This is a genomic window from Paenibacillus jilunlii (assembly GCF_900102965.1).
Taxonomy (GTDB): Bacteria; Bacillota; Bacilli; order Paenibacillales; family Paenibacillaceae; genus Paenibacillus_AQ; species Paenibacillus_AQ jilunlii.
In genome coordinates, this window is record NZ_FNGM01000002.1 from 301,939 (window position 1) to 328,345 (window position 26,407).

The window sequence follows — 26,407 nt, forward strand, 5'->3', positions numbered from 1 at the left end:
CGCCATCATTCCTTATAGAAATACCCCTCCGTCACCGCCATGACGGCGGTGACGGAGGGGCTGTTTGTATAAGATAATTATATTATCTTCGTTGTTATATGAATATATTATATCGCAGCTTTCCCAGTTTGAACATCCACAGGGCCACCCTCTACCGGCGGGTTCTTCTTTTTCATATAATCTGAATAGTACGCTGTAACGATCGGAACCAGGATGGAGGTCACGATAACGGATGCGGCCACGAGTGCGGTTGCAGACTCGGCGGCTGGCAGAAACTCAGGCTTCATGTTGGCTACCAGCATCGGGTTCGCTACAGCGGCTCCGGCAGTACTGGAAGCGGCAAGTCCGGCAGTCCCGTTGCCCTTGCCAATGAATTTGTCGGCCAGAATCAGCGGCACACCTGTAATAATAATGACAACAACCCCCAGCAGAATACCGAGCAGGCCTGTATCAGCAATTACACCCAGGTCGATCGAGCTGCCCAGTGCGAAGCCAAAGAACGGAATAAGTGTCTGTGTAGCTTTGCCGAAGTAAGCGCGCAGATCATGGTCGAGGTTACCCAGCAGGAAACCGATCAGGAAAGGAAGCACAGCACCTACAAACAGATGCGGTTCGAATACGGCTGCCCCGGTGCTGCCCAGGATCAGCATGGTTACAAGCGGACCGGATTCCAGAGACATCAATACAAATGCGCCAGATTCTTCTTTGGTGCCATATTGCTGCATAATAGAAGCGTACAGGCCGCCGTTCGTCATATCCATTGCGGAAATGATCGCCAGAACAGATAATCCGGCAAAAAATCCGGTTTGAACACCGCCTTCGGGCAGAAACTGGATCGCAATCATGGCTACAACCCAAGCTACGGCGATTTTGGTCAATACGAGTGTACCGGATTTACGGAGTACAGTTCCGGTTGCTCTCACATCAATGGCAGCGCCCATACAGAAGAACCAGACAGCCAGAATAGGCACAGTACCTGTCATCAGACCTTTGGTGAAGCCGCCAAAGTACTCGCCCGCATTCGGAAAAGCCGTGTGGATGATAGCTCCAAGAAATAATGGAACCAGCATCATACCACCGGGAATCCTATCTAAGGTTTGTTTGATTTTCATGTGATTAATCATACCCTTCTTCACTTAATTTTTGCATAAAATGAATATTTTTTATGTTACAGGCACAGCAAATCAGCCCACGAGCCTAGCTGTCCACTGCAGTATGCTAACCTGCGGGCAGCTGTCTCTGAGAGAAAATTCGCTTGACTGCGCTTTCACGTCACTTGCGGCTGAGTCCGAGCTCCGGAATCATTTTGGCGAATACATCATCGCTTTCTTTCAATTGCCGGGAAAAGGCTTTGCCGTCCTTAACCAGCAGTCCAAGTCCATTGACATTCATATACTCACGGAATGCCTTGTCTTCGGTGCCCTTGATAAATGCCCCGGCAAGTATATCCGCAACCGCGTCCGGTGTATCCTTTGGTACCGCAAGTCCTCTCCATGTACCCGTGAAATTCACATGTATTCCGGTCTGCTCCTCCAGAGTGGGAACACCCGGCAGCGCATCAGAGCGCTTGTCGGCGTTAACCGCCAGTGTCCGCAGCTTTCCTTCATCCACATACTTTTTCACTTCAGCGGGACTTACAGGCACCGCATCCACAAAACCGTCCATTAAAGCGGAAACGGCGGGCCCGGCACCTTCAAAGGGAATATGTGCAAACTTCACGCCTGTTTCCCGTTCCAACGTTATGGCAGCTAAATGCCAAATGCTTCCGGTTCCTGCGTTTCCCATTTTCAGTTCACCTGGATGCGCTTTCGCAAAGTCGAGAAATTCATTCACAGTTTGCCACGGTGCGCTTTGCCTTACGGTAATGGCGGAAGGATCAAAATTGGTCTGAGCGATGGGTTTGAACTTCTCATAGGTAATCGGCAGCAAGCCCAAATGCGGAAGGATGGTCAATTCGGCCGGCAAAAAAGTCACCGTGTATCCGTCACCCTTGGCGCCCGCGCCTTCCATCAGTCCAACAGAGCCTCCCCCGCCTGTCCGGTTGACCACGATGACCGGCTGTCCCAGAACCTTCTCTGTCGCTTTGGCTAATGCCCTTGCTGTTGCATCGGTTCCTCCGCCTGCAGCGTACGGCACAATTAATGTGACCGGCTTCTCGGGGAAATCAGCGTTATCCCCCTTATTGCTGTGATCGTCCGTTATGCGGTTTCCAATAAGAAGGAGGAGGACCACAGCCAGCAGCGATGCTGTCCAGATTCCTATTCGCATTCCCCGTTTCAAAAGCATCCCTCTTCTCTTCATTAAGGATATCGAGCTGGTGGCCGGAACCTGCAAATCCTGCCGTTTACTCTTTTGCCCCACCCCCGGATTTCTAAACCTCAGCCAGTATGCTTCGCAGCTGTGAAAGTTTTCTCAAGTAGAACTTTATCGTATTCGGGGGTGTCCTACAATCATATTATCTTATTCCGAATCCTCAGAAATGCCGGAATGGCGCGGTTTTGGCCGATCTGCATACCCGCTGGCATATTTGCTGCTCTCCCGGAACCTGCCCGGAGTCGTCGATTTGATTTTGCGGAAGGCCCGGATGAAGCTGTTCTCATTCTGGTACCCCACCTGAAGGGCGATGTCGGCAATTTTCAGGCCGCTATCCTGCAAAAGCCCGCAGGCTTTATCAATTCTCAGGTTGGTGAGGTAGTCATATACCGTTGAACCAGTCTCTTCCTTGAAGATCGTACTGACCGAGGATACCCCCATATTGACATGGGCTGCGATATCCTGAAGTCCGATGTTCTCCTGCAAGTGGCTCTCCATATACGCAATCAGATTCTGCACAAGCAAATATTCCTTGGACTGCCGGTGCGCTCCCAGCACACCAGCCATATGAACGGCAATACGGCACAGCATATCCTCAATTTCAGCAAGATCCATGGTTGTCACCTGATGCCAGGTGTAATCTGCAAGCTCAGCGGGAAGCGGATAACCTCCGGCTGTGGCAATACTCATCATCTCTTCCAGCAGATCATTGATGGAGCGGAAGACCTTTTGCGGCTGTATGCCCAGTTTGCGTGTATCGCTCGTCCCTCTGCGGACCCGCTCCCGGGCTGTCTCGCCATCCGATGACTTCAGCGCGTGCAGCACCTCCTGCCTCCAGGCTTCATCCGCAGCGCCGGCGTTTTCGGTATATTTGCCCTCCGCTTCCGGGTAAGCATGAACCAGGCCGTACCCCTCATACAGGCGGCAGGACAAGGCGTGCATGGATTCATCGTAGGAGCGGGCCGCCTGCGCAACGCCTGAAGCGGTGCCTCCCACACCAATGGACACAGAGATCTTCAGCACCTCCTGCAGGAGAACGACCAGTCTGACCGCTTCCTCTTTAAGATCCCTCTCTTCCTGCTCCCGGGGCTGAAGCAGCACGGCCAGACTGTCCTTCTGCGGAGCAGTGGTCACGACTCTCCAGACGGGCCCAAAATATTCCAGTACAATATTGTTCATCGCATATTTCAGCAGCATCTGGTCCTCTTCCACAAAAGACGATGCCCACTGCGAATGGCGGTCAATGGATATGGTCAGCAGCTGGAAGGAATCCTCCCGCCAATCTGCAAAATAGTGCTCCCATTTGGTCCGCATTTCCTGTGTGCCCATGCTCCGGCTGATCAGATCATTTACATATTTGGACCGCAGCTCCGGCAGACTCCAATCCGCGACCAGCGATTTGCTCTGGAAATCACCCACCAGCTTGCCGATCACCGGCTCCAGATCATACAGATTGCCATGACCGGCTGCTGCCATATCCGGAGTCAACAGCTTGTTGATCCGTTTCAAAGGCCGGAAGGCCGCAAAGTTATAATAATAAATGGCCGAGCATCCTACAGCGATGGAAATCAGTGACAGCATGAGCATCATATTGCGCGCGGTGGTCACATTTTTGAGCAGCTGCTCCATGGGAACCAGTGAAAGCATCCGCCAGCCGGTCACATTGGAGAAGGTCTGGTTGGCCATGTAGGCCTTGCCTTCAATCTTCACGTGTGCAAAAGGGCTTACGTCAATATCCTTCAACACCTTGTCCATTTCCGTAAGGGGAAACGGGAGGTTCAGTTTGGGGTAGATCAATTCGCCTTCCAGATTGTACACAAATTGATAGCTCGACAAATGGCTGTACATTTTGGAGAACAGCATGTCGTAATCCAGATCAATCAATACCGCTCCCGCAACCTCGCCATTCCGGACAATCGGACGGGCTAATGAGAGCAGCTCCGTAGCGCTGAGCTGGGGGTCGGTGCCGGTGTAGACTCTTCTTTTGATCAGCAGCGGCTTCTCCTTAATCTGCCCAATCCACGGGATCCAGGCATGCTCCGGCGCTTCCTCCCAGGAAGCCTTGTAGCCATAGCCGCTTGAAATCACAGAATGATCCTTGAATTTGATTACGCTGATGGCATGAATGTCCGGCTCTGTAGCGAGCGTTTTCAATACATCCTGCGGCTCGGCGGCTATACCCGCATTTTCAGCGTCTGCATCAATGTATTTCAGGATAGCCTGATGAAAGGATACATCCACCGCTTTATTGTCCGACTCCCGGAATGCCCTGTTGGTGACATCCAGATTGATCTGCAGCAGTTCAATATTCGGCGTGTTCAACTCGGTATCGAGCGCATTCCGGTACTCTCTGTAGGAGAATAGGCCAATCAGTATAATCAGCAGCGACACACTGACGGTCAGCATCAGGATCAGCCGGTTTTGTTTGTTGTTCAGCAAATATTTCAATTTGAATCGCAGCATTGGTATTGCTTCATCCTTCCGCAGGTCTGGTTCCAGACCATAGAGTAGCATGTTTCATCCATACTTCAATATGGAGCATATCATACTCTTTAAGATTTTAAACGTTTAGAGTGAAGAACCTGATCAATGATATAATAGTAGGGTTCAAAAAGATCTTTATACAGGAGATTAATCCAAATGCAGCCTAATTTAATGATAAACGATGCCGAATGGGACAAGCTCATCTCGGATGTGGCCTACTATTTTGAGGATCTGACCCTCAAGCGGGGATTTCAATATTATAAGCAGAACCGTGTCCGGTCGCTCCGGATGATCTCATCCCGGAGAGTGATGGCGGTTGTCGAGGGCAGAGAGGATTACGCTGTCAGTGTGGAGCTGGACAGCTTGACGGAAAGCCACTGCGATTGCCCCGTTCAGGGACCCTGCAAGCATATGGCGGCTGTGCTGATGAGTGTTGCCGAGTCGCAGGAACGGTCCGTGAATATGCTGGCCAATGCCAAGGCCGTCATCGACCGGAAGAAGGCAGAGGCTCTGGAGGCTTCCTCTGCTGCCGGTGTTTCCGGCAGCCGCCGGGAACAGGCGAAGAAGCTCGCCGGGCTGATTCCCGGGGCAACGGTAGCCGAGTGGCGTGACTATATGGCGCTGCTCACCGCGCCGCTGGCCCAGACGGTACGCAATCCGCAATATGCTGAACGGGCGCTGTCCGCCATTGCGCAGGCGGAGGCCGGCCTCCCGCCTGCCGCTGAACTGCTGTTCCAGCTTAATGCCCATCTGTTCATCCTGGAGAGTCTGATTACACCCGGCGGCCAGCATAACGCTGGAGCCCTCTCCTCTCCAGGCTATTCGCTGGGATATTACACAGCTATTGCCGTCTCTGAGCTTCAAGAGGCGATTATCCGCTTGATGAAGCGCAGCCTGCCGCTCGACTCAGAGCCGGAGGCATGGCTGAGGCTCAAGGATACGCTGGCTTATGTGCAGCTTGAGATGCTGACGGAATCACGCGACCGTCTGCGGGAGCAGCCTTATTTCTCCTTCTGCTACGATCAGCTCTGGCAGCGCTGGATTGCCCCGAACGCCAGCGATCCGGCGCTCTATCTGGAGGAGCTTGAGTCGCTCCGCGAACGGGCTGGCGGGCTGGGCGCTGCTGTTAACCGCTCAGCGCTGCTGCTGGCAGAGAGCCGGATGTACTTCTACCTCAGCGACGACAAAGCCGCCTGGGAACGGCTGGCTGCCGCCTCCGGGCGGCCGGGCCTGCATCCGGACGAGCTGCTCGGCTGCCTGGAGCCGCTCGCCGAAGCCGGACACTGGTCCCGTCTTGCGGCCTGGCTTGAAACGACAGGCCCCCTGCTGAACAGCCGCTTATATAATCTGCACAGATATGCCGGCTACTGGGAAGACGTTGTCCGCCGTCTGCCGGAGGCGGAACCCCAAATGTGGAACACGCTATCCGCGATGCTTCCGCTCTCGGGCGGTATCTATGAAGACAAGCTGCTGGACCACGGCAAATGGCAGGAATGGATGGACTATCAGCTGTCCTCCGGCAAGGTGCCTTCCGACTTCCGGGTCAGCGACCTGCAGCCGGTGGAGAAACATGCGCCGGAGCTGCTGCTGCCGTTCTACCATCAGGCGGCGGAACGGTTCGTGCTGGAGAAGAACCGCCACAGCTATAAGGCCGCTGTTAAGCTATTGAAGCGTCTCGCCAAGTTGTATAAGAAGATGAAGCGCGAGGAGCGGTGGGGAGAATTTCTGGATGCCTTCACCACCCGGCACAGCCGGCTTCGCGCATTGCAGGAGGAGCTGCGGAAAGGAAAGCTGATTCCATGAGTATGCATACGCGAAATATTACCGTCCAGCTGGCCTTGAGCCAATATGGCGATGCCCTGATCTACGGCATCAACGAACGGGATGACTATGTCTCCGGCCTGCTGCTGAAGCAGCAGCTGTTCGCCTGGCATGAGGAATCCTTCTATGGCACGGAATTAACTACCCAGAACGCCGATGGCGTGGAGCTGGTCATTCTTCCTGCCGAGCAGGTAATCCCGTTCTTCGCGGATCTGAAGGTGCTCCGGCATATCGGATGGAGCTGGGAGGGCAATGCCGGAATCCTGACTGCGCTGGCCCCGGTTCTGGCCGCGCTGCTGGATGAGAAGCAGTATGTTCCCAGCTTCTCCGCTTTCCGTGAAGGGCAGCTGCGGTGGGACTGGGACAGCCAGGCGCTTGCGGGCGCGGCGGAAGGTAACCCGGAAGCCGAAGCGGGCTTGCGCGGGCTGCGGGAGCGCAGCACGCTTGCCGAAGGGCTGCAGGCCGCCTTCTCGGCGGCGGTCTTTCAGCGGTATTACAGCACGGAAGCCGAGGCGGGCGACCTGCGGAGCGAATTTCCGCTGCTGTTCAGCCGCAGCGGGCTGGCGGCCGCGGGGATGGACGCGGACAGCTGGCTGATGTCCATCGGCTGGAAGGCAGACTCCGCGCCGTTCCGTCCCGTGCTGCAGCTGCTGGAGCCGGACGGGGACTCGTCCTCCTGGCGGCTGCAGCTGCTGCTTCAGGACAAGCGCGATGAATCCGCGCTTGTGCCGCTGCGGCTCTCCGACGACGGAGAGCCGCATGGGCGCTGGCCCGCGCCGTGGGCGGAGCACGTCCGCGAGCGGGCGGCCGGGTGGCTGTCGCGCCTGCGGGACAGCCTGCCCGGCGGGCACATCGGCCGCGGGCGCGATGTGCTTGGGGAACCGCTTAGCGACGAGGTCGCGTGGCGGTTCCTTACGGTCGACAGCCGGCGCCTGCTGGAGGCCGGCTGGCAGGTGCTGCTGCCGGCGTGGTGGGAAGCCGCCAGCCGCAAAAAGCCGCGCCTGCGCGCCAAGATCAGCTCCGGCGAGGGCACCCGCGGAGGCCGGTCGCTGTTTGGGTTGGATGCGCTGGTCGACTTCGACTGGCGCATCTCCATCGGCGACGCCGACCTCTCCGAGGCGGAGTTCGCCGAGCTGGTCGCGCGCGGCGAGCGGCTCGTGAAGTTCAGGGGCCAGTGGATTCCCCTGGACCCCGCCCTCCTGGCCCAGATCCAACGGGCCATGGCCGGAATGGACAAGTCGCAGGGCTTGTCCTTCCAGGACGTGCTGCAGCTGCATCTGCTCGGCAGCAGCGAAGAGGAAGCTGCTGAAGCTGCAGCGGAGCAGGCTGAAGAGGACGCAGCGCGCTTCCGGCTGGAAGTGGAGCTGAACGCGCATCTGGTCAAGCTGATCGGCCAGCTCGGCCAGCGTGACCGGTGGCCGCAGCCCGCTGTGCCTGCGGGGCTGCACGCTGAGCTGAGAAGCTACCAGCAGGAGGGCTTTGCCTGGCTGGCCTTCCTGCGCCGTTTCGGCCTGGGGGCCGTGCTGGCCGACGACATGGGCCTGGGCAAAACCGTGCAGCTCATTGCCTATCTGCTCCATCTGAAGGAGCTGGAGGAGGCAGCCGAAGCTGTCCCCGCTGCCGGCAGGGTGCGGCAGACGGACCCGCCCGGCTGGCCTTCCCTGATCATCTGCCCGACCTCAGTGCTCGGCAACTGGCAGAAGGAGCTGCAGCGGTTCGCCCCTTCCCTGAAGGTGATGCTGCACTATGGCAGCAAACGGCTGGATGCCGGCTACTTCTACGGCGCAGCTTCTCAGGCGGATGTGGTCCTGACCTCGTACGCCACGGCTGCGCTCGACCAGGAACTATTGAAGCAATTCACCTGGGCGGCGGTCTGTCTCGATGAAGCGCAGAACATCAAAAATGCCGGGACCAAGCAGTCCTCGGCTGTACGCAGCTTCCCGGCACTCCACCGGATCGCGCTGACGGGGACACCGATTGAGAACAGGCTCTCGGAGCTGTGGTCAATCTATGATTTCATCACCCCGGGGTACCTCGGCAGCGCCAAATCCTTTCAGGACCGGTTCGCAAATGCCATTGAGAAGGAGCGGGATGCGAAGCGGACGGCGGATCTGCAGAAGATGGTTCAGCCGTTCATGCTGCGCCGCAAGAAAAAAGACCCGGCGATCCAGCTCGATCTTCCGGACAAAAATGAGATGAAAACCTATGTACACCTCACGGCTGAACAGGCAGCCCTGTATGACCAGAACGTCAACGGCCTTCTGGAACGGATGCAAAAGCTGGAGGGCATTGAACGCAAAGGAGCTATTCTGGCTGCACTGACCAGTCTTAAGCAGCTCTGTGATCATCCGCTGCTGCTGAGCAAGGATGCCTTGCCCGAGGCAGAAACGGAAGGCCGGCTCGATACCGCGGTCTTGATTGAGCGGTCAGCGAAGCTGGAGCGGCTGCTCGCCATGGTGCGTGAGCTGCGCGAGGAGAATGAGCGCTGCCTGATCTTCACTCAATATGTCGGCATGGGCAAGATGCTGCAGGCCGTGCTGTCCCAGGAGCTGCAGGAACCTGTGCTGTATCTGAACGGCAGCACACCCAAAAGCGCACGCGACCGCATGATCGAGCAATTCCAGACCCCTGCGCCGCCGCAGGGGGAAGCCCTGCCGGCTGGGGGCCAGCCGCAGTCGGACCAGCCCAATGTGTTCATCCTCTCGCTGAAGGCGGGCGGGGTTGGCCTGAACCTGACCGCAGCCAATCATGTCTTCCACTTCGACCGCTGGTGGAATCCGGCTGTTGAGAATCAGGCGACGGACCGCGCGTACCGGATGGGCCAGACCAAGGATGTGCAGGTGCACAAGTTCATCTCACTGGGGACGCTGGAGGAAAAAATCGACGAAATGCTGGAGAGCAAGCAGCAGCTCAGCGATGATGTGATCGCAAGCTCCGAAAGCTGGATTACCGAGCTGTCCACCGATGCCCTGAAGGATCTGTTCACACTGCGGAGGGAGTGGGTAGGCTGACCGGTCATGAGCTGGCGCATTCAAGCTTCACCATTCCTCGGACATTCTGAAGACCGCTGCCAGGTTGTCTGAACCCGCAAGCGAGCTGACGACCAGCGTGATAATTTCATCCGTCAGATTATATAAAAGCTGCTGACCGGCCAAATTGGCGGCTACATTCTGATAGGCACCGGCTATGCCGGAACCGATGCCTTGGGTGATCACTCTTCCGCCGGTCACGTCCGTGCAGGTGTAATTCACTTGCAGTGCTGTTGCGGTTGCAGGTATCGCCGTAGTAGGCGTAGGGAAGCTGACAAAGGTGCCATTCACGGTTCCGCCGCCCACAATTTTGTACCGGATAGGCGTGGAGGCCAGAATTTCCAGGCTGTCCGGCTTGATTTCAGCGGCAACAGCCTCCGGAATTACGACTGCAGTGTTTCTGCGGAAACTGATAAGAGCAAAATCCGAGGTAGTCACAGCAATATTTTCCCGGAATTCCGAGGTGATTCTGCTAACCTTAAGCTGCTCCTGCGGAACCAGCGACAAGACACCCGCACTATCCACGAGGAAAATCTGGAGCTGCATCAGTTCCTGGGAATATACGGCATTGAACTGAAAATAAGTCTGGGTGATGTTATAGGTTCTGGTTACTACTTCCCGGTAATTCACTTCAAATAATTCCTGGGCAAACAGTGTTTCCGGGGTTACATCATTATTCAGGCCTGTTATATACACCACAGCTTTGGACGATCCGTTGTTGACCGCTTTTATGATTACCTGGCTAATGGTGCCCAGCCCCCTGGTAGGTCTGCTTGTTAATGTGTTAGTCGTTAAATAAGGCACAGTTCATCCTCCTTCTAGTAATGCCGTTCTTATATCGTATGCGGCATAATTTGGAAGTATCTAGTTAAAACGGCAGATTGGCAGCATGGCAGCGCATCGGACTCTTCCTGAAATGGAGCAAGTTGCCAGCTTCCGGCTAATGTGTTAGAATCAACGTAACTTTTGAAGAACGGAGGGTTGCGTGTGATAGACTATATCCGGATTCGTACTTTACGCGGCTAAGCTAATTTTATAGCGCTAAAGCTCTGCCCCGTGCAGAGGACTCAGGATAGGTCTATCTATTTTTGAAGGCAGCCCACAGCTTAAACCCATCGTCCGGCGGACAGATCAGGCCCGCCGGCATCAGCCTTTAGGAATACTTGCAGCTCCATTAGGCAATAACAATGAACCGCCCCACAGGCAGGTGCAGCAGCTTGCTGTTCTGCAGGGCCGCTGTATTTTTCGCATACATTCATTGTTGCTATGGAAATGCCGACGAAGGGACTGGGGGATGGAGATTCCTCCGGCGGCCCTATTCTGTTGTCCTCTATTGATACTGTTAGCACAGGCAGACCGCCTGTGCTTTTTCATGTCCAATTTTACTAGTGGAGGTTGAATGAATATATGGAAACTGTACAGCAAAAAGCAGTGATTGTCGGTGTTCAGCTGCAGAATGACAAGGATTTCGCTTATTCCATGGAAGAGCTGCGCAATCTGGCGGCCGCCTGCGAGCTTGAGGTGGTCGGGGAGCTGAGCCAGAAATCCAGCCGCATTAATCCGTCGCATTATATCGGTACAGGCAAAATCGGGGAGCTGGAAGCCCTGTTGGAAGCGCTGGATGCGCCTATTGTTATTTTTAATGATGAGCTTTCCCCTTCCCAGATCCGTAATCTGGAATCGGCGCTGGACCGTCAGGTCATTGACCGGACCGTGCTGATTCTGAATATATTTGCCGAACGCGCCAAAACGAAGGAGGCCCAGCTCCAGGTGGAGGTGGCACAGCTGCAGTACATGCTCCCCCGGCTGACCGGGATGCGCGAGTCTCTCGGCAGACAAGGTGGCGGGGCAGGACTGAAAAACCGCGGCGCCGGGGAAACCAAGCTGGAGCTGGACCGGCGCAGAATTGAGGAACGCATCACGGCACTGCAGCTGGAGCTGCAGACTCAAGTGGCCCGGCGGCAGGTCCAGCGCAAGCAGCGGCGCAAAAACGAGGTGCCCGTAGTCTGTCTCGTCGGTTATACCAATACCGGCAAGTCCAGCTTAATGAACACCATAATGGAAACCTACCACCCCGGATCTCAAAAAGGGGTGTTGGCCAAGGATATGCTGTTCGCCACATTGGAAACCTCAGTGCGCAGCATTGAGCTGCCTGACCGTAAAACCTTTTTGTTGACCGACACGGTCGGTTTTGTCAGCCAGCTGCCCCATCATCTGGTCAAGGCGTTCCGCTCTACGCTCGAAGAGGTCACCGAGGCTGATCTGCTGATTCATGTAGCCGACATTTCCGATCCGCAGGTGGGCCAGCATATCGCTGTTACGGAGGAAACCCTGAAGGCCCTGGGCGCGGACGGAATCCCGGCCATTAAGGCTTATAACAAAGCTGACCTGACGGAATTGCCTTATCCTGTAGTAAAGGAGAATACCGTCACCCTCTCTGCTAAGGAGAAAAGCGGAATCGCCGAGCTGATTGGCCTGGTCAGGCAGCATGTCTTCAATGATTATATCCAGTGCGAAATACTCGTGCCCTTCGACCGCGGCAGCGTGGTTTCCTACTTCAATAACCACGCCGATGTGCAGGCGGTCAGTTATGAAGAACAGGGCACACGCCTGAAGCTGGAATGCCGGGCTGCCGATTATGAGCGGTTCAAAAGCGATTTTGTTGTGATCTCTCAGTAGGCAGTGAGCAGAATGAACAAACGGCTGCGCCGTCCTTCACCGGACTGCGCAGCCGTTGTGGATTATAGGTTCTGTTTTACCTGGTGGCCGTGTAGTGGACTCTCACTGTCATGTAGTTGGCTCTTTTCTAGCGTTAGTTGGAAAAAGGATATTTAATCCTAGCGATTCGTGCCCTTTGAGGGCAATCCACTTAAATTAACTTTACTTTTTCCCACTAACCGTCACTAACCGCTCTAAAAGAAGCTCTTGAGTCCATTTAAGTGTACTAATTCCACCTCACTTTCTTTTAGAACTCCCATCATTCCTTCTTTTGCTGCTTTATTCTTTTTTACGACGACTGCACCCGGTAACAGTTCTACTCCGCTTGACCAGGACGCAGACGAAGCGAGAAGGCTTCCGCCTCATCCCCGCCGGCGCTCACCCGCAGCTTGCCCGCTGTCACCTCTATTTGCGGACCGGCGCTTCCCGGCACCTGCTCCATATCCAAAGAAAAAACCATTGCCGCTTGCTGAAGGGCACGAAGGTCTATGCGTTTGCGCGGGCCGGAGTACAGAACCAGTTCCACCAGAATGCGGTCCCCTGTCTCTTGAACCTCCCAGGTCCAGTCGCGGCTCCCGCCTGCGTGCCCGGTAAACGATGCAAACCATGTCGTGAGCACACAGTGTGCCTCTCCGATCCGAATGGAAGCCCCTTCTTCCGTAGACTCGGCCACCACTCCCTCCAGCCGGCCTCCGATCTCCAGCCGCAGCCGTAAATCCCCAGCCTCGATTGCGCCGCCGGTAAGATCCAGATTGGGATGGGTATCCCCCCCGTCTGTGATGAAATCAATGCCGAACAGCACCTGCCCCTGTTCCTGCTTCGACTTGAAGCGGGCCGAGCAAAAATCATAGCCATCGTGCAGGCAGCGGAGCTGAATATAAGCAGGGAGGCCGTTGTTATCCGCATAGACCAGCAGCGGCCGCCTCTGATTCCACAGATCACTAGTTGTAAAAGATCCGATGCTGATCTGGGGAGTCATATAAGTAACGGCCCATTTGCCGGTGCCATCCGTCTCATCGCCTTCATAGAGCTGCCTGATTTCTTGTGTACGCGGAACGCTGAAGGCCTCCAGACAGGCCGCTGGACACTCGAAGCCGCTTTTGTACCATTCTTCTTCGTACGGCAGCTCATCCCAACGGAAAAACATCACTGTCCCCCGTGTGGCCACCTGCAAAAAAGCCTTGCTCTGATTATTCAGGAGTGTCTCATAAGAGCGGGAATGCGGGCCGGACCACTGCCCCGTCGCCGGGTGGTAATAGCCCGCCACTGTCCTCCAGGTGAGATCAATCAACTCTCTGGTGAGCCCGCGCACCTCGTCATCCATGGTTTCAGAATGCAGCTTGGACAACTCCAGGATGGCGATGTACGTATAGACCGGGCTGTTGTATTCCTGAAAAGCGCCGCGTTTCATCGTATACGCATACAGCTTCTGCAGACGCTTCAACCCATAGTCCGCGAAATCCCCGCGTCCCAGCTGCTCCCCTGCAATTCTGGTGACGAAGGCCCCCAGAATCGCAATATTCGTGTAATCCGGCCCGACATTCCGCTTAATAATGGCCTCACAGGCATAGCCAATGGAGTCGGCAACGGCCTTGCGCAGGGCCCCCGGGAATCTGCTCCCATGGCGCTTGAGAGCCTGAACCAGACGGCTGCCGCAGAAGTCTGCCCAGTTCCAGTCGGGCGGCGCCATCTGTGCCAGCGGTTCTTCGTAGAACCAGGACCAGATCCCAAAGGTATCATGGCTGCGGTCAGTATCCTGCAGAGACACCACCCGGGCGATAATCTCGAAGGCCCGCAGCTCATGCTCGGCAAGCTCTGTATCCAGCAGCCCGAGTGCATACGACAGCGAATCCCGGGTGGAATGGATGAATTCGGCATCCCGCAGCGCGGTATGATAACCCGGGCTGCTGAACGGCGACTGAAGCATGCAGAGCTCCGGGCTGTAGCGGGACCCGAGTGACTGCATTTTGCGGATCAGCATCCGTTGATGATCTATGGCTTCATGCTTATTTAGCTGTTCGGCCGTTTTCTTCATGATGATCTTCCTTTCCTCAAGGTAAAGGGATTCCAATCACACTTCCCATGCCGAACGTGTACCCGATAACAAATCCGGTGCATGCGTGAACAGCTGCATCACCAGCCCCTGTCCATACAGCGTAGGGTAGACTTCGATCGTATTGTAAGCATCTGCCGTGGGCATGACGGGCGTCCCGCCGGACACCCCTTGCACTTCTCCGTTCTCCGCGATGAGCGGAAGAATGCCTTGAACGGTCCGCCGGGCACCATCCAGATAAGAGGCATCCAGCAGGCCCTGCTCCACGCCCTTGATGAACCCGCAGGCTATGCCCGCACTGCCTGAAGTCTCCTGAACAAAATCCGTTCGGTTCAAGACCGTATGCCATAACCCATTCCCCGCCTGACAGGACCGCAGACCTGCGGCAAGCGAGCGGTACCGGCTGTACAGCTCTTCGGGAATCGCAACCACCTCTCTAAGCTCCGCAACAATCTGGGGAACGGCCAGGGTAATCCATGCATTGGCGCGCGCCCAATGAACGGCCGACATATGATGGCCCGCCCGGCTATTCCAGCCGTGGTACAGCAGCCCCGACTCCGGGTCCTGCAGCAATTGCAGGTGCAGCAGCGTCTGCCTGACTGCAGCATCCGCCAGCCGGGATTCTCCCGTCAGCCCGCCCAGGCGCGCCAGGAACAAAACCGCCATATAGACCGTATCCGCCCATACCTGCTCCGGGAAATCCACATTTTCCGTTACAGTATGCTCTAACGCGCCTTCACGTGTGACCGGAGCAGCCTTCAGCATCCAATCGGCGGCGGACATGGCCTTTTGCAGAAACCATGGATCCTCTGTCCGGCGGTACAGCTCTGGAAAAAGCGCAAAGGGGGCCAATGAATTGATCACTTTTGCCCCTTCGGCCTTGCGCTTATTGCGGTTCACCCACTGCAGCAGATAATCCAGAACTTCCTCCCGTCCGCTGGCTGTGGCGTACTCCATCAACGAAATCACGCCGACCCCCGGCACCCAATCCCAGTGGTCGATGTCCATTCCCCACTTTCCCTTGTGCTCCTCCAAAATCATGTACCGAAACAATAAATCCAGCGTCTCCGCAAGCTTCCGCTCAGTGTTCATGATGATGAAGCCCCCTTAATTCCATTGAACCGTCCTGCGGGTCCGCCTTCACCGGAGACTGCCCCTGAAAGGGCACCTCTCCGAACAGCGCTTTTACCGTAAGCTCCACCGTCTCCTCATGCAGCGAATAGGCATTAATTAGCGCATCCAGAAACGGCATATCCTGCAGCAGATATGGTGTGGCAAAAGAAATTCCAATCGGGCGGATGGTCTCCGCATGCTGCATCGCCCAGATCGCTTTGGCCGCCTCGCCCACCGGCCGGGCTGTATTCATCATGCCGTGCAGAGGCAAAAAATAAGGCGCAAACGCAGCATCCCAGCGAATCCCTGACAGCTCCCATTTGCGCAGCGTGCTCAGCGGCTCAAATTCATCGAGGATATCCACCTGTAACCCTCTCGCCCGTAAAAGCTCCACAAAGACATTCATCCGCTCATACTTGCGGCCTTCCGTCACTTTGTTCAGCAGAACCACCAGTACCCGGCGGGTGGTCTGCGGGTTAAGCGGCAGCATACCGCCACGATTGCGGACAAGCGTGATGCATCGCTCCGCAATCGTCCGGCTTAGCTGCCTGGCTTCCAGGTCAAGCTTTGGCGGCAGCCGATCATTGAGCAGCGGAACCGCTTGCGGGTCCCTGCCTTTTGGATCCACCCGGTGTACCCCAAGCAGGGCTTTCAGCACCAGCACCCGGCGGACACTGGCATCCAGCCGTTCCATACGGACGGCCCCGTCCCTGACTGCCCGCTCCATGACCCCGAAATAATCCACACCCGGCCACAAAAGCACATCCGTCCCACAGTTGAAACAGTCCACCAGCCGTTTCTCATACTCGCCCCAGGCCAGAAATCCGCCCATATCCAGTGCATCCGACAGCACCACGCCCGCAAAGCCCATACGCTTCCGCAGCAGCCCTGTGGTGATGCGTTCCGACACTGTTGCCGGTACTGGCTTCTCCCCCTGCATCCCCCCCTCCAGCCAGGGAAGGGCAATATGCCCGGTCATATATGACAGGACACCCTGATCAATCATATGCTGCGACACTTGCCCGTAAGCCGCGAACCATTCTTCCTCAGACAAGCCGTTGATGGTGGTGACAATATGCTGGTCCCGATAGTCTACCCCGTCTCCCGGAAAATGCTTGGCACATGCTGCCAGGCCATGGTCCTGCATCCCCCGCATGACTGCGCCCGCCAGTCTGGCCGCCCGTCTCGCGTCATCCCCTAGACAGCGCGTAGTAATTACAGGATTCATCCAGTTCAGCAAAAGATCCGTCCCGGGTGCCAGCGCCCAGGTGAAACCCGCTGCCCGGCCTTCCAGTGCTGTAAATTTGCCGTATTCGTAGGCCAGGGCCTCATCGTCGGCAGCAGCCAGCCCAAGGAGCGGCGGGAATGCGGTCAGGCTCTTCACCGCCGATCCCGCGCCGAACTCCAGATCGCCGGAGAACAGCAGGGGATATTTGCTGATCCGCTGCAGCTGCTCCGCCCAATCCCTGTACTCCTCTGCCTTGCCCGCCGCCTTCTGAATAACCTCTCCACCGATAAAAAAGCTGCCTACTGGATACGCTTTCAAATATGCCGCAAGCGCCTCCTCATCGTTACCCTTGAAGGGCAGCCGCCCCGCATGATCCTGCATCGTTTGCCCAATCTTTTCCCGCAGGCTCATGGATGCGAGCGTGCGCTCTACCCAATCCTGCTCTTCCCTTGTCAGCGGCCTTTGCATGTGTGAATTCCTCCTGATCAGTTTTCGATCCCCCTAAAGGCATTTCGATCCCCCTAAATCCCCCTTAGCCAAGGGGGACCCCAAGGGCCCCGGCCCTCTGGACACCCGGATAGCTGGCGGAGGCGGGGGTGTTGTGCTCCCGGGCTGCTGTGTGCGGAGAGCGCTTCACCCCTGCGGGGGGACGCTTTGGCTGTTGCCCGCCTGCTGCAAAAGGCAAGGGAACGCTCCGCTTCCCCCAAACATCCCAAGGCAAAGGGACAATTTGCTCCCCCAAAAACTTTTACTGTCTTAAGTGTATCTGGCAGACGGCAGCGACTAAATAAGGTCATCTATAATAAAAGTTCGAAATCCTATTGGATTTTCGATCTCCCTAAATCCCCCTTAGCCAAGGGGGACCCTAAGAGCCCCGGCCCTCTGGACACCCGGATAGCTGGCGTAGGCAGGGGGGAGCTCCCGCGCTAATATGTGCAGAGAGCCTTTACCCCTGCGGGGACGCTTTGGCTGTAACCCGCCTCCCGGAAAACATCGGGACGCTGCTCCCCACCAAACCGTAAAGGCATGGGCCAGCTGCGCTGCCCCAAAACTGCAACAGCAGCACAATTAGCTGCTCAACTCCATCTATTGCAAAACGTACAGCAGATTTGCTGATTTCGTGTCTGAAATATTAATCTGCTGTATTTCGTGCAATAGAAATTCTGAAAACGGCCTTATCTCAGCTTCCCCGCCATATTCTGCTGCACAAAGTGCAATCGAATCCAATTCCAGCCCCCTGGGATCAAATTCTGTTGCAGGAAATACATCAGAATGGGGAAATGCCGTCCGTTGACGGTCCCCTTATGTAAATTCCCGCCGCCGCACTTCACAAAGCAGGCGGCGGGATACTGTTGCAGACTTATGCGCTCCAATCTAAAGCCCTGCTAGGGCAAGCTGATGCTCAATGTCTCATTCAATTTGTTATTCTCCTTGTTCATCTCCTCATACCGCCAGATATCGTTCACGAAGAAGCCGATGTTGAAATCGCCGATGGTGGGAACTGCCCACCGTGGCGTGCCTTGGGCACTGCCGTTGGCGGTCAGGGTGATCTCTTCTCCCGGCTGGATCACGGTGTTGTTCGTATCCGTCCAGGAGACCACTCCGCCGTTGACGGAAAAAGCGCCGCCGGTTATTTGGCCAGATCCCGTAGAGGTGTTCAGCGGCGTTGGACGCACTCCGATGTTTTTTACCTTGGCCCAGAAAATTAAGGAATCGCCGAGCTGCGGAGCCGTGTGCGAAGATGGAGTGCCGTCGCTATTAACGATGTTCCAGCCGATATCCGTAACAGTCAGGTCCGGAAGCGGAGCGGGAAGTGTGGATTCATAACTCTCGAACTCGAACCCATGGACCATCACCAGCCCGTTGGTCCCTTTGATCTCAATCCGGTGCAGGCCATACTCCAGACCGGTAAGCTCATAGACAATTTTGTTATCTCCCTCAAGACCAGCCTGGGGAATAACTACCGTCTCCTTATACTGCCCGTCGACGTAGACATCGGCGCTGCCCATATCACTTTTGACATCCGATCTCCAGCGGACCCCGATGCCTTTGAAATTGAACATCGCCGTGGCGTCAGGCGCATAGGTCACGTGAGATACACTATTGGAAGCTGTCGTGAAGCCGGTATAGTCGATATAAGCATGATCGTGCTCCACGGTATACCAGGCCGAGACAGGAACATAAGCCCCTTCCTCAAGCTTGAAATAATCAAGATTTGCACCGTTCCCGGCGGAGGTGAAGCTGATCATGTTATACCCCGGCTGGAGCGTAATGCCATACTGTTTCGCGGTAAAGTTAGAGTTCCAGCTTCCGGTGGAAGGCAGGGTCACGGTTGTTTGTTTTTGGCCGTTAATCAGGATATTTTTCTTCGAATCCTGATTGGAAGCGTATGCAATTGTTAATGTGTAGCTTCCGCCGTTCTCCGAATAGAACCCTTGAATTGTCAAACCTCCGGCATGGGTCTGCTCCACCACTCTTCCCCCTGAAGCAATGCTGTAGTGGCCGATTTTGAGCGGCGCGGCAAATGCGGTGGCTTCCGCCTCAAATTTGGTCGGGTCTCCCGCCACATGCGGCGTGATCGGCATCGGCAGTGTGGTTGCAGATACGGCTGCAGTCAAGGGCGAGACATTGCCGGAATCATCCACCGCCTGAACCCTATAGCTGTATGACGTCTCAGGAGCTACGGTGTAGTCATTATAAAAGGTAATCCGCCCCGGAATAGTCATTACCGGTTCTGTCCCGCCGTCCCGGTACACATTGTAACTCACAACACTGTCGTTGTCCGTTGCGGCATTCCAGGTCACCTTCACCTGCTCGTGGCTCACCGCCACTGCTGCCGGACTGGTGGGAGCAGTGGGCGATTCTGTCTCCAGCTCATCCAGAATATACTGGACAGTTTCGCCTGCGCCGAGGGTTACTGTAAGCGTAAGATCGGGCGTTGCCGTAAGCTGGAGATTGGAGTGGGCGGCGGCATAGGTATCGCCCGGGCCGAACCGCTCTCCGGCGTATTCCCCGCCCTCTGGCATCGTGACCCGCACCTGCATTGTCACAGGCTGCGTCTCAAAGTTCACAAAATTCAGCAGGATCTTATCTGCCGATGCCCCTATCTCCGAAGTATCCAGCGCCGAGGTGTCGACCGCGCGGAAATACGCTTTTTTGCCGCTCAGGTCAGACGGATTCATAATCTCGTAGCTGAGCGGGCGCCCATGGGTGGCATACGCGGCGGCTAGCCTGCGGAATGTCTTCAGCCGCGTCTCGCCCGGTTCGTTGCTATTGGCCGCTACAGCCGCCGTATCCTCGAAGCGGTGTGTGTTCCAGTTGATGCCGGAATCGAACAACCCGAACTCCGTCCCGTCATTGAAGAAGGCTGCGTGCTGCATAATATGGTCAACATAGCCGATATTCCCGCGCAGCTCCCGGTCAAAAGCGGAAGCGAACCTGTAAGCATACGTACCGTATTTCGTATTGTCGGAATGATTGTCGTTGCTGCCGGTTTCGCTCATCGCCATCTCTTTGCCAAAGCCCTCATCCGCTTCTCCGTACACCTGCAGATTCTCATACAGGCTGCCGCCCGGCAGCGGCTGAACGCCGGTTCCGCCATAGCTGTGTCCGTTCGTTACATCTGAAAGCGCTTCAATTTCTTCGCGCTGGGCAGCATCCCGCTCCCACCCGTCAGGTATTCCGTTGTACGGCCAATAGGCCCAGCCCGGTGCCACAATTTTGAGATAGGGCTGGTTGTTGGTCTGGCGTTCCTGATCCATCAGCTCATGGATTGCCAGCACAGATTGCTGGGACCACCTGAACAAGCCGGGCTCATTGCCCGATTCCGCATATTGGTACAAATCCCCGAATTTGCTGACAAATGCGGAGTAATAGCTCCTCAGTGCCGTGCTGACCGTTCCGCCCACCAGATCGGCATTGTTCTTCCAATTGCCCCCGATGATATTCACCATGGGTTCCAGATTCAGATCACGCAGCGTCTCCAGATAGTTCCGGCCCTGCGGATCCCAGCCTGCGCTCGTATCCGACCAGAAGGAGGCCCGCATCCAATTGCCGCTGTAGGCGATGCCCATCCATTTGGTCATAGGCGCCAGATGGCGTATCGCATTCTCGTCATATTTGAAGGTAGCTGCCGCCAGCGTGGTTCCCAGATGCACGTACCGTCCATGTATCGGCTCATCAGCCTGCTGATGCCGGGATTTCAGCTTGAAATAGTCCCACTCGAACCATAAATATTGATCTCCATCATAACCGGGAGCCTGAGGATCCGCATACAACCCACGGTCGACCTCCAGCTGCAGCACATTTTGGCCAACGTGCAGCTGCTCTTTGGGAATATACAGTCTGTAGGTTTGCTTCCACGTGTTCTCCAGGGCAGCTTCTCCGTTATTCAGACCTGTAATTTGAATGAGTCCGCTCATGAGACCATTTGTGAAAACGGTAAGCTGGGGAATTGCTGTGCTTGCGTCTATCACCTTGAAGCTGAACTCCACTCCATACTGGGGAACCGCCGTCAAATCAAACGCAAGGCTCATCGCCGGATTGACATCGGCCTTCATTCCTTTGGAGATCGTATTCCAACTTTCAGCGGGCAGAGGCAGGGGAAGGTTGCTGTACACATTATTGTAAACTGTAAATTCGGCTGAGCTATTGTCCGGTTCGCCCACCTGCCACAGTAAGCCGGACGGCTCACACTCACAGGTGGCGGTTGCCGCAGCGGATACAATACGCCCGCCCAGCATCAGAACCGTCATCAGCACACATAACAGGGTAAGCAGTACAGCTGTTTTTTTAATCATTCGCACATTAACACCCTCTTCTATTAGAATAGAAACAGGGCCCCCAATTGCTAATTCGGCGAATAGGAATACCCGACACCCAGGCAAGCGGCCGCAGCAAGCTGAAGTTAAGAATCAGGGAGGCGGCCGAACTGTACCGGATATTGGGTCTGCTAATCATTCAACATCTTATTTGGCGGCCAAAAACGCATCCATTTGCGACTGAATTTCGCTTATGACAGCATCCAGTCCAGCAGCCTTCAGCTTGTTGTTCATTTCCTTCAGGATGGGCTCAGGGTCTTTTTCCCCGGAGTACAGGGTATTCTTATACTGCTTCGTAATGTTGATCAGCGCGCCGATCTGCGACTGCACCTTGGTCGAGTCAAACACAAAGCCGATCACCGGGGACACCTTGGAGTTTTTGTTCCAGTCGGTATAGAGCTGCACCCGTTTCGGGTCTTCGTCCTTGTTCAGATAGTTCAGCAGCACATTCCCGATCATCCACGAGGATACGGAGTTATAGCCGCTGTCCGGGATAAATTCAACCGTATTGTCGCTTACTTTTTTGTAGTGCTTGCCTTCAATGCCGAAGGTTAACAGGTTATACAGGACCGGATCGGTATGAATCAGGTTCATGAACATCATGGCCCGCTCAGGGTTTTTGGAGGTTCTGGAGATGGCGAGCATAGAGCCCTGCAGGCTTTTGGTGCTGACCTGTACCGGCAAAAGGGTTTTGATGACCATCGGCTTCTCGGCGAGACGGGTCCAGTCATTGGTGGAGGTTGGATTCATATTGCCGTAGGTGAACCAGGCCTTGCCGCTTTTTACGGCATCCTTCAGCTCGGTTTTGTCGGTAGCCCCGTTCTTGTTGATATAACCCGCTTTGTACCATTCCCGGATCAGCTGCAGGCGTGCCAGAATTTCCGGGGTATCGTATTCGTTAAAAACCTTCATCGTCTTATAATCGAGCAGTGTCGGAATTTCATTGCTGCCATCGAGGTCCTCGCTGTCCGGGTACACGGTGAACCAGTTCAGGCTGTCGGTATGATTCATGAACAGCGGTGTAATGGCTGGCTCCTTCTCTTTGATCGTCTTCAGCATCGGTTCAATATCCTCAAGCTTCTTGATGCTGTTCACATCGAACCCATACTTGTCAACAATCGCCTTGTCAAAAGCAAACCCTACCGACTGGCCCAGCTCCTTCTCGGTTGGAATCGCATACAAATGTCCGTTGACGGTAGCGGCCTGCAGGTAAGCCGGGTTAATCTGTGCCTTGGTCTCCTTGGCATAGGTGTCCAGCAGTTCCTCCAGCGGCAGATACGCGCCTTTGGCGGCGTTGGTCATAAAGTTCCAGGTGTAGACCATGTCGAATACTTCGCCGGACTGGATCATCAGGTTCACCTTGTCTGCCGGTTTATCCCAGCTGAGCTGGTTGATCTTGATTGTGGCGTTAATCTTATCCTTCAGATATTCATTGATCGCCTGCTCGACGGAGGCCACATCCTTATCCGGTCCGCCGGGCAAATACAGCGACAGCTCCACCTGTTCCAGCTTATTCGTTTTTTCGGTGGCCACCGCCTGATCCGAAGCAGCCGGAGCAGCGGTGCTGTCCGCCTGCGTCCCGGCCGGGGCCGGCTCATTATTGCTGTTGTTTCCGCCGCACCCGCTTAACGATAGACCAATCAATAGTACAAGTGAAAGCAGTAGACCCGTTCCCTTTTTTCCCGCCATATCTTGTTTTCCTCCCCTAGATGAATCAATATATGCTAAACCGGTGGAATCCGAGGTTAGCCTTTAATGGAGCCCAGCGTCAGGCCTTTGATGAAATACCTTTGAAAAAACGGATATGCCAGCACAATCGGACCAATGCCGATCAGCGCCATGGCCATGCGGATGGTTTCACCCGGCAGTTTGGCGAGCTCAGTCGCCGAGCCTTGAATCAAAGCCCCGTTGCGGCTCAGGTAGTCCGCTTGGGAGATCATTTTATACATCAGGTACTGCAGGGAATAGAGGTCTGTGTCTGTGATGAAGATCATGCTGTTGAACCAGTCGTTCCAGTAATGCAGGGTGTTGAACAGGCCAATCGTCGCAAATACCGGCAGAGACAACGGGAATACAATCCGGAAGAAGGTCCGCAGCTCACCGGCACCGTCAATTTTGGAGGCCTCAATCAGCGCAGGCGGCACACTCATCTGGAAATACGTCTTCATAATCAGCACATTGAACGGGGACAGCAGCATCGGAACGATGAGGGCCCATATTGAGTTTTTGAGGTCGAGTACCTGAGTGTAGACCATGTACCAGGGCACCAGCCCGCCGCCGAACAGCATCGTGAAAAAAATCAGGAAAGCAAAGAATCCTCTGTACTTGAAATCAGCCCGCGAAATCGGATACGCATACAGGGAAGAGATGAATACGCTGAGCAGAGTGCCGGCAACGGTAACGAAGATGGACACGCCGTAGGCTTTTACAATGACGGTATAGTCTTTGAAAATATAGGCATACGCCTCCAGACTGAGCTTCTCCGGGATAAATTGATAACCGTTCAGCACAATGGAATCGTAGTCGGTAATCGAAATCATGAACACCAGTACAATCGGCAGCAGGCAGGTAATCGACAGGATGATAAAGATCATATGAAGTATAATATTCGTCGGCCGGGATATTTGATTGTTGGTCACTGGTTCCATCCTCCTTAAGTTTTAGAAAACGGCCTGGTCCTTGTCGACCTTGCGCACGATCCAGTTCGAGCCGAGAACGAGGAAGAAGCCGACGATGGATTGGTATAGCCCGGCTGCGGCGGACATGCCCAGGTTGCCCATGTTGATTAAGGCATTATAGACATAGGTGTCGATAACAAGCGTTGTAGGATAGAGCGCCCCGGAGTTGAGTGTAGTCTGGTAAAACAGCCCGAAGTCAGAGCGGAAAATGCCGCCGATGGCAAGAATGGTTGTGATGATGATGACCGGACGGATGAGCGGGATCGTAATATGGAGAATCTGCTTCCACTTGCTGGCTCCATCGATTAGCGCCGCCTCATAATACTCGCTGTCAATGCCGATAATTGCCGCAAGATAGATTACGCAGCCATACCCCACCCCTTTCCAGAGATTGATCAGCGGCAGTATAAACGGCCAATATTTCGGCTCCGAGTACCAGTTCAGCTCATTCAGCCCGAACATCGCCAGGATTCCTTTGTTAATGAAACCGTATTCAACATTTAGAAAAGCGAATACCAGGTAGCTCACCACCACCATCGACAGGAAATACGGAAAGAACATAATACTCTGATAAAATTTGGCGGCCAGCTTGTTTTTCAGCTCATTCAGGGCAATCGCAATGGACACGGCAATCACCAGATTGAGAATGATAAACACGAAATTGTACAGCACCGTGTTGCGGGTGATGATCCAGGCGTCCGAGGTAGCGAACAGGAATTTGAAATTATCCAGCCCCACCCACGGGCTTCCGAGAATCCCGTCGACATAGTTAATATTTTTGAAGGCAATGATGATCCCGAACATCGGCAGGTAGTTGTTAATGAGCAGGAACACTACACCCGGCAGCAGCATAAGCAGCAGCACCTTGTGCTTCAGCAAATACCCCAGCATGGAGCTTCTTTTCGGATGTAACCGCACCGGCAGATGCAGCCTGGTGTCCAGCGCGTTTCTTTTTTCATGAGTGATCATCGCTTACGCCTCCTGATTTCTTCAGCAGTCTCTCTCTTCTATGCTTTAAGTGTAGCCGGAGAACCGCAGATGCTAAATAAGGCCATCTATAATAAAAGTTCGATAATCTACAGAGTTTGAAGATCGCTCCATTCAGGACCAAACCGGCCTTCGTTACTTGAACAACGGCATTTCTGCTGTTATTTCCGGACAAATCAGCCTTCAGCTCTTCAACTACGGCATTTCTCGCTAAACAAATTGAACTAAAAGTTTTTTATCCCTACCCCCGACTTTTATAGACACATTATCCGCAACAGAAAAATCATAATTTTCTAAATGCACAAAAGAAGAGGCCTTCACCCGTGGATGTTGGCCCCTTCTGGTTGTAATTTAAATATGTTTCTTCTTACAATGCATTAAGTGAATCTGTGAACTGACCAGACCACGCCAGAGGACGTGCTCCCCAGATCAAGTGGAACCGTTAAACCATCCGCCTCATAGAAGAGACCGATCACATCGCCTGCTGTCAGATCAAACTCACCGGCCAAGGTAACTGTCCCGTTGCCCAAGATCGTTCTAAGGGTTAATACAAGCGCAATGTTGACATTCAGCAGAGGGAATAGTCCGGTTACCAAATCTACAGTCGTAGGAGAAGTTCTCCGTATCACAAATGAAGGGTTAACTCCTGCACCTAACGCAACCGAAATCGCTGCGGTGGTAGAGTAGTTGATCGTTGCTTCAAAAGAGTACCGGCCCGTAACCGGAACCGTATAGTTCCCCGTTGTTTCGTTAAACGAGGTGCTGTCGTAATACGGCGACGTCACCGTCCAGCCGGCAAGCTGGGTGCTGGCACTGGCCGAGATTGTGGGCAGAAACGCCGAGAACCCTTCCGCCGCAACATTCGGGCCGGTTGCACCAGTTGACCCAGTTGCTCCAGTCACACCTGTAACTCCAGTCGCTCCCGTTTCCCCGGTTGCGCCCGTTGCACCCGTAACTCCAGTCGCTCCCGTTTCCCCGGTCGCACCCGTTGCACCTGTAACTCCAGTCGCTCCCGTTTCCCCGGTTGCGCCTGTTGCACCTGTTGCACCTGTAACTCCAGTCGTTCCCGTTTCCCCGGTTGCGCCCGTTGCACCCGTAACTCCAGTCGCTCCCGTTTCTCCGGTTGCGCCAGTCACACCTGTAACTCCAGTCGCTCCCGTTTC

General features: G+C 54.9%; 16 protein-coding genes. 3 read left to right on the forward strand and 13 right to left on the reverse strand.

The window, feature by feature from the left end; all coding sequences use genetic code 11:
* Positions 1-107: 107 nt before the first annotated feature.
* From kdgT to BLQ82_RS06185, 3 genes are all read right to left on the reverse strand, one after another.
* The gene (kdgT, locus tag BLQ82_RS06175) at positions 108-1,112 is read right to left on the reverse strand and encodes a 2-keto-3-deoxygluconate transporter (RefSeq protein ID WP_062520702.1); all 1,005 of its coding nucleotides are present in this window, start codon (positions 1,110-1,112) and stop codon (positions 108-110) included.
* Between the two features lie 160 nt (positions 1,113-1,272).
* Positions 1,273-2,286, reverse strand: a complete 1,014-nt coding sequence (locus BLQ82_RS06180) for a tripartite tricarboxylate transporter substrate binding protein (RefSeq protein WP_208810744.1) — start codon at positions 2,284-2,286, stop codon at positions 1,273-1,275.
* 174 nt (positions 2,287-2,460) lie between these two features.
* Positions 2,461-4,776 carry a helix-turn-helix domain-containing protein gene (locus tag BLQ82_RS06185; protein WP_062520701.1) on the reverse strand — a complete coding sequence of 772 codons (2,316 nt, stop codon included), beginning with the start codon at positions 4,774-4,776 and terminating at the stop codon, positions 2,461-2,463.
* A 177-nt stretch (positions 4,777-4,953) separates the two neighbouring features.
* On the opposite strand from BLQ82_RS06185, the gene BLQ82_RS06190 reads away from it, so the two are divergent.
* Positions 4,954-6,600 (forward strand): SWIM zinc finger family protein, encoded by a 1,647-nt coding sequence (locus BLQ82_RS06190; RefSeq protein ID WP_062520699.1) that lies wholly within the window; start codon positions 4,954-4,956, stop codon positions 6,598-6,600.
* Positions 6,597-9,629 (forward strand): DEAD/DEAH box helicase, encoded by a 3,033-nt coding sequence (locus BLQ82_RS06195; protein WP_062520697.1) that lies wholly within the window; start codon positions 6,597-6,599, stop codon positions 9,627-9,629. The genes BLQ82_RS06190 and BLQ82_RS06195 overlap by 4 nt, the downstream gene beginning before the upstream one ends.
* Before the next feature lie 27 nt (positions 9,630-9,656).
* Here the strand turns inward: BLQ82_RS06195 and BLQ82_RS06200 are convergent, their stop codons facing one another.
* Positions 9,657-10,451 (reverse strand): hypothetical protein, encoded by a 795-nt coding sequence (locus BLQ82_RS06200; protein ID WP_062520695.1) that lies wholly within the window; start codon positions 10,449-10,451, stop codon positions 9,657-9,659.
* A 603-nt stretch (positions 10,452-11,054) separates the two neighbouring features.
* Here BLQ82_RS06200 and hflX point away from each other — a divergent pair.
* Complete coding sequence (gene hflX, locus BLQ82_RS06205) at positions 11,055-12,326, forward strand: GTPase HflX (protein WP_062520694.1); 1,272 nt, start codon at positions 11,055-11,057, stop codon at positions 12,324-12,326.
* Positions 12,327-12,681: 355 nt separating this feature from the next.
* Here the strand turns inward: hflX and BLQ82_RS06210 are convergent, their stop codons facing one another.
* The 9 genes from BLQ82_RS06210 to BLQ82_RS06250 form a co-directional block, all read right to left on the reverse strand.
* On the reverse strand, positions 12,682-14,400 hold the full coding sequence (locus BLQ82_RS06210) for a hypothetical protein (protein ID WP_143013356.1): 1,719 nt from the start codon (positions 14,398-14,400) through the stop codon (positions 12,682-12,684).
* 36 nt (positions 14,401-14,436) lie between these two features.
* Complete coding sequence (locus BLQ82_RS06215) at positions 14,437-15,510, reverse strand: glycoside hydrolase family 88/105 protein (RefSeq protein WP_062520690.1); 1,074 nt, start codon at positions 15,508-15,510, stop codon at positions 14,437-14,439.
* Positions 15,500-17,227 carry a glycoside hydrolase family 3 protein gene (locus tag BLQ82_RS06220; protein ID WP_062520688.1) on the reverse strand — a complete coding sequence of 576 codons (1,728 nt, stop codon included), beginning with the start codon at positions 17,225-17,227 and terminating at the stop codon, positions 15,500-15,502. Before BLQ82_RS06220 ends, BLQ82_RS06215 begins: the two co-directional genes overlap by 11 nt.
* 618 nt (positions 17,228-17,845) lie before the next feature.
* Positions 17,846-17,986, reverse strand: coding sequence for a hypothetical protein (locus BLQ82_RS31820; protein WP_157243759.1), 141 nt, complete (start codon positions 17,984-17,986; stop codon positions 17,846-17,848).
* A 158-nt stretch (positions 17,987-18,144) separates the two neighbouring features.
* Complete coding sequence (locus BLQ82_RS06230; RefSeq protein WP_062520684.1) at positions 18,145-21,558, reverse strand: carbohydrate-binding domain-containing protein; 3,414 nt, start codon at positions 21,556-21,558, stop codon at positions 18,145-18,147.
* 168 nt (positions 21,559-21,726) lie between these two features.
* Positions 21,727-23,268, reverse strand: a complete 1,542-nt coding sequence (locus BLQ82_RS06235; RefSeq protein ID WP_062520682.1) for an ABC transporter substrate-binding protein — start codon at positions 23,266-23,268, stop codon at positions 21,727-21,729.
* Between the two features lie 56 nt (positions 23,269-23,324).
* On the reverse strand, positions 23,325-24,227 hold the full coding sequence (locus BLQ82_RS06240; RefSeq protein ID WP_062520680.1) for a carbohydrate ABC transporter permease: 903 nt from the start codon (positions 24,225-24,227) through the stop codon (positions 23,325-23,327).
* Positions 24,228-24,239: 12 nt separating this feature from the next.
* On the reverse strand, positions 24,240-25,226 hold the full coding sequence (locus BLQ82_RS06245; protein ID WP_062520679.1) for an ABC transporter permease: 987 nt from the start codon (positions 25,224-25,226) through the stop codon (positions 24,240-24,242).
* Positions 25,227-25,621: 395 nt separating this feature from the next.
* Positions 25,622-26,380, reverse strand: coding sequence for a hypothetical protein (locus tag BLQ82_RS06250; protein WP_425287525.1), 759 nt, complete (start codon positions 26,378-26,380; stop codon positions 25,622-25,624).
* Between the last annotated feature and the right edge of the window lie 27 nt (positions 26,381-26,407).

Excerpts from the sequence above, each read along its gene's own strand:
- kdgT (WP_062520702.1), bottom strand. The coding sequence starts at position 1,112 with ATGAAAATCAAACAAACCTTAGATAGGATTCCCGGTGGTATGATGCTG.
- BLQ82_RS06180 (WP_208810744.1), bottom strand. The coding sequence starts at position 2,286 with ATGCTTTTGAAACGGGGAATGCGAATAGGAATCTGGACAGCATCGCTG.
- BLQ82_RS06185 (WP_062520701.1), bottom strand. The coding sequence starts at position 4,776 with ATGCTGCGATTCAAATTGAAATATTTGCTGAACAACAAACAAAACCGG.
- BLQ82_RS06190 (WP_062520699.1), top strand. The coding sequence starts at position 4,954 with ATGCAGCCTAATTTAATGATAAACGATGCCGAATGGGACAAGCTCATC.
- BLQ82_RS06195 (WP_062520697.1), top strand. The coding sequence starts at position 6,597 with ATGAGTATGCATACGCGAAATATTACCGTCCAGCTGGCCTTGAGCCAA.
- hflX (WP_062520694.1), top strand. The coding sequence starts at position 11,055 with ATGGAAACTGTACAGCAAAAAGCAGTGATTGTCGGTGTTCAGCTGCAG.
- BLQ82_RS06210 (WP_143013356.1), bottom strand. The coding sequence starts at position 14,400 with ATGAAGAAAACGGCCGAACAGCTAAATAAGCATGAAGCCATAGATCAT.
- BLQ82_RS06215 (WP_062520690.1), bottom strand. The coding sequence starts at position 15,510 with ATGAACACTGAGCGGAAGCTTGCGGAGACGCTGGATTTATTGTTTCGG.
- BLQ82_RS06220 (WP_062520688.1), bottom strand. The coding sequence starts at position 17,227 with ATGCAAAGGCCGCTGACAAGGGAAGAGCAGGATTGGGTAGAGCGCACG.
- BLQ82_RS06230 (WP_062520684.1), bottom strand. The coding sequence starts at position 21,558 with ATGATTAAAAAAACAGCTGTACTGCTTACCCTGTTATGTGTGCTGATG.
- BLQ82_RS06235 (WP_062520682.1), bottom strand. The coding sequence starts at position 23,268 with ATGGCGGGAAAAAAGGGAACGGGTCTACTGCTTTCACTTGTACTATTG.
- BLQ82_RS06240 (WP_062520680.1), bottom strand. The coding sequence starts at position 24,227 with ATGGAACCAGTGACCAACAATCAAATATCCCGGCCGACGAATATTATA.
- BLQ82_RS06245 (WP_062520679.1), bottom strand. The coding sequence starts at position 25,226 with ATGATCACTCATGAAAAAAGAAACGCGCTGGACACCAGGCTGCATCTG.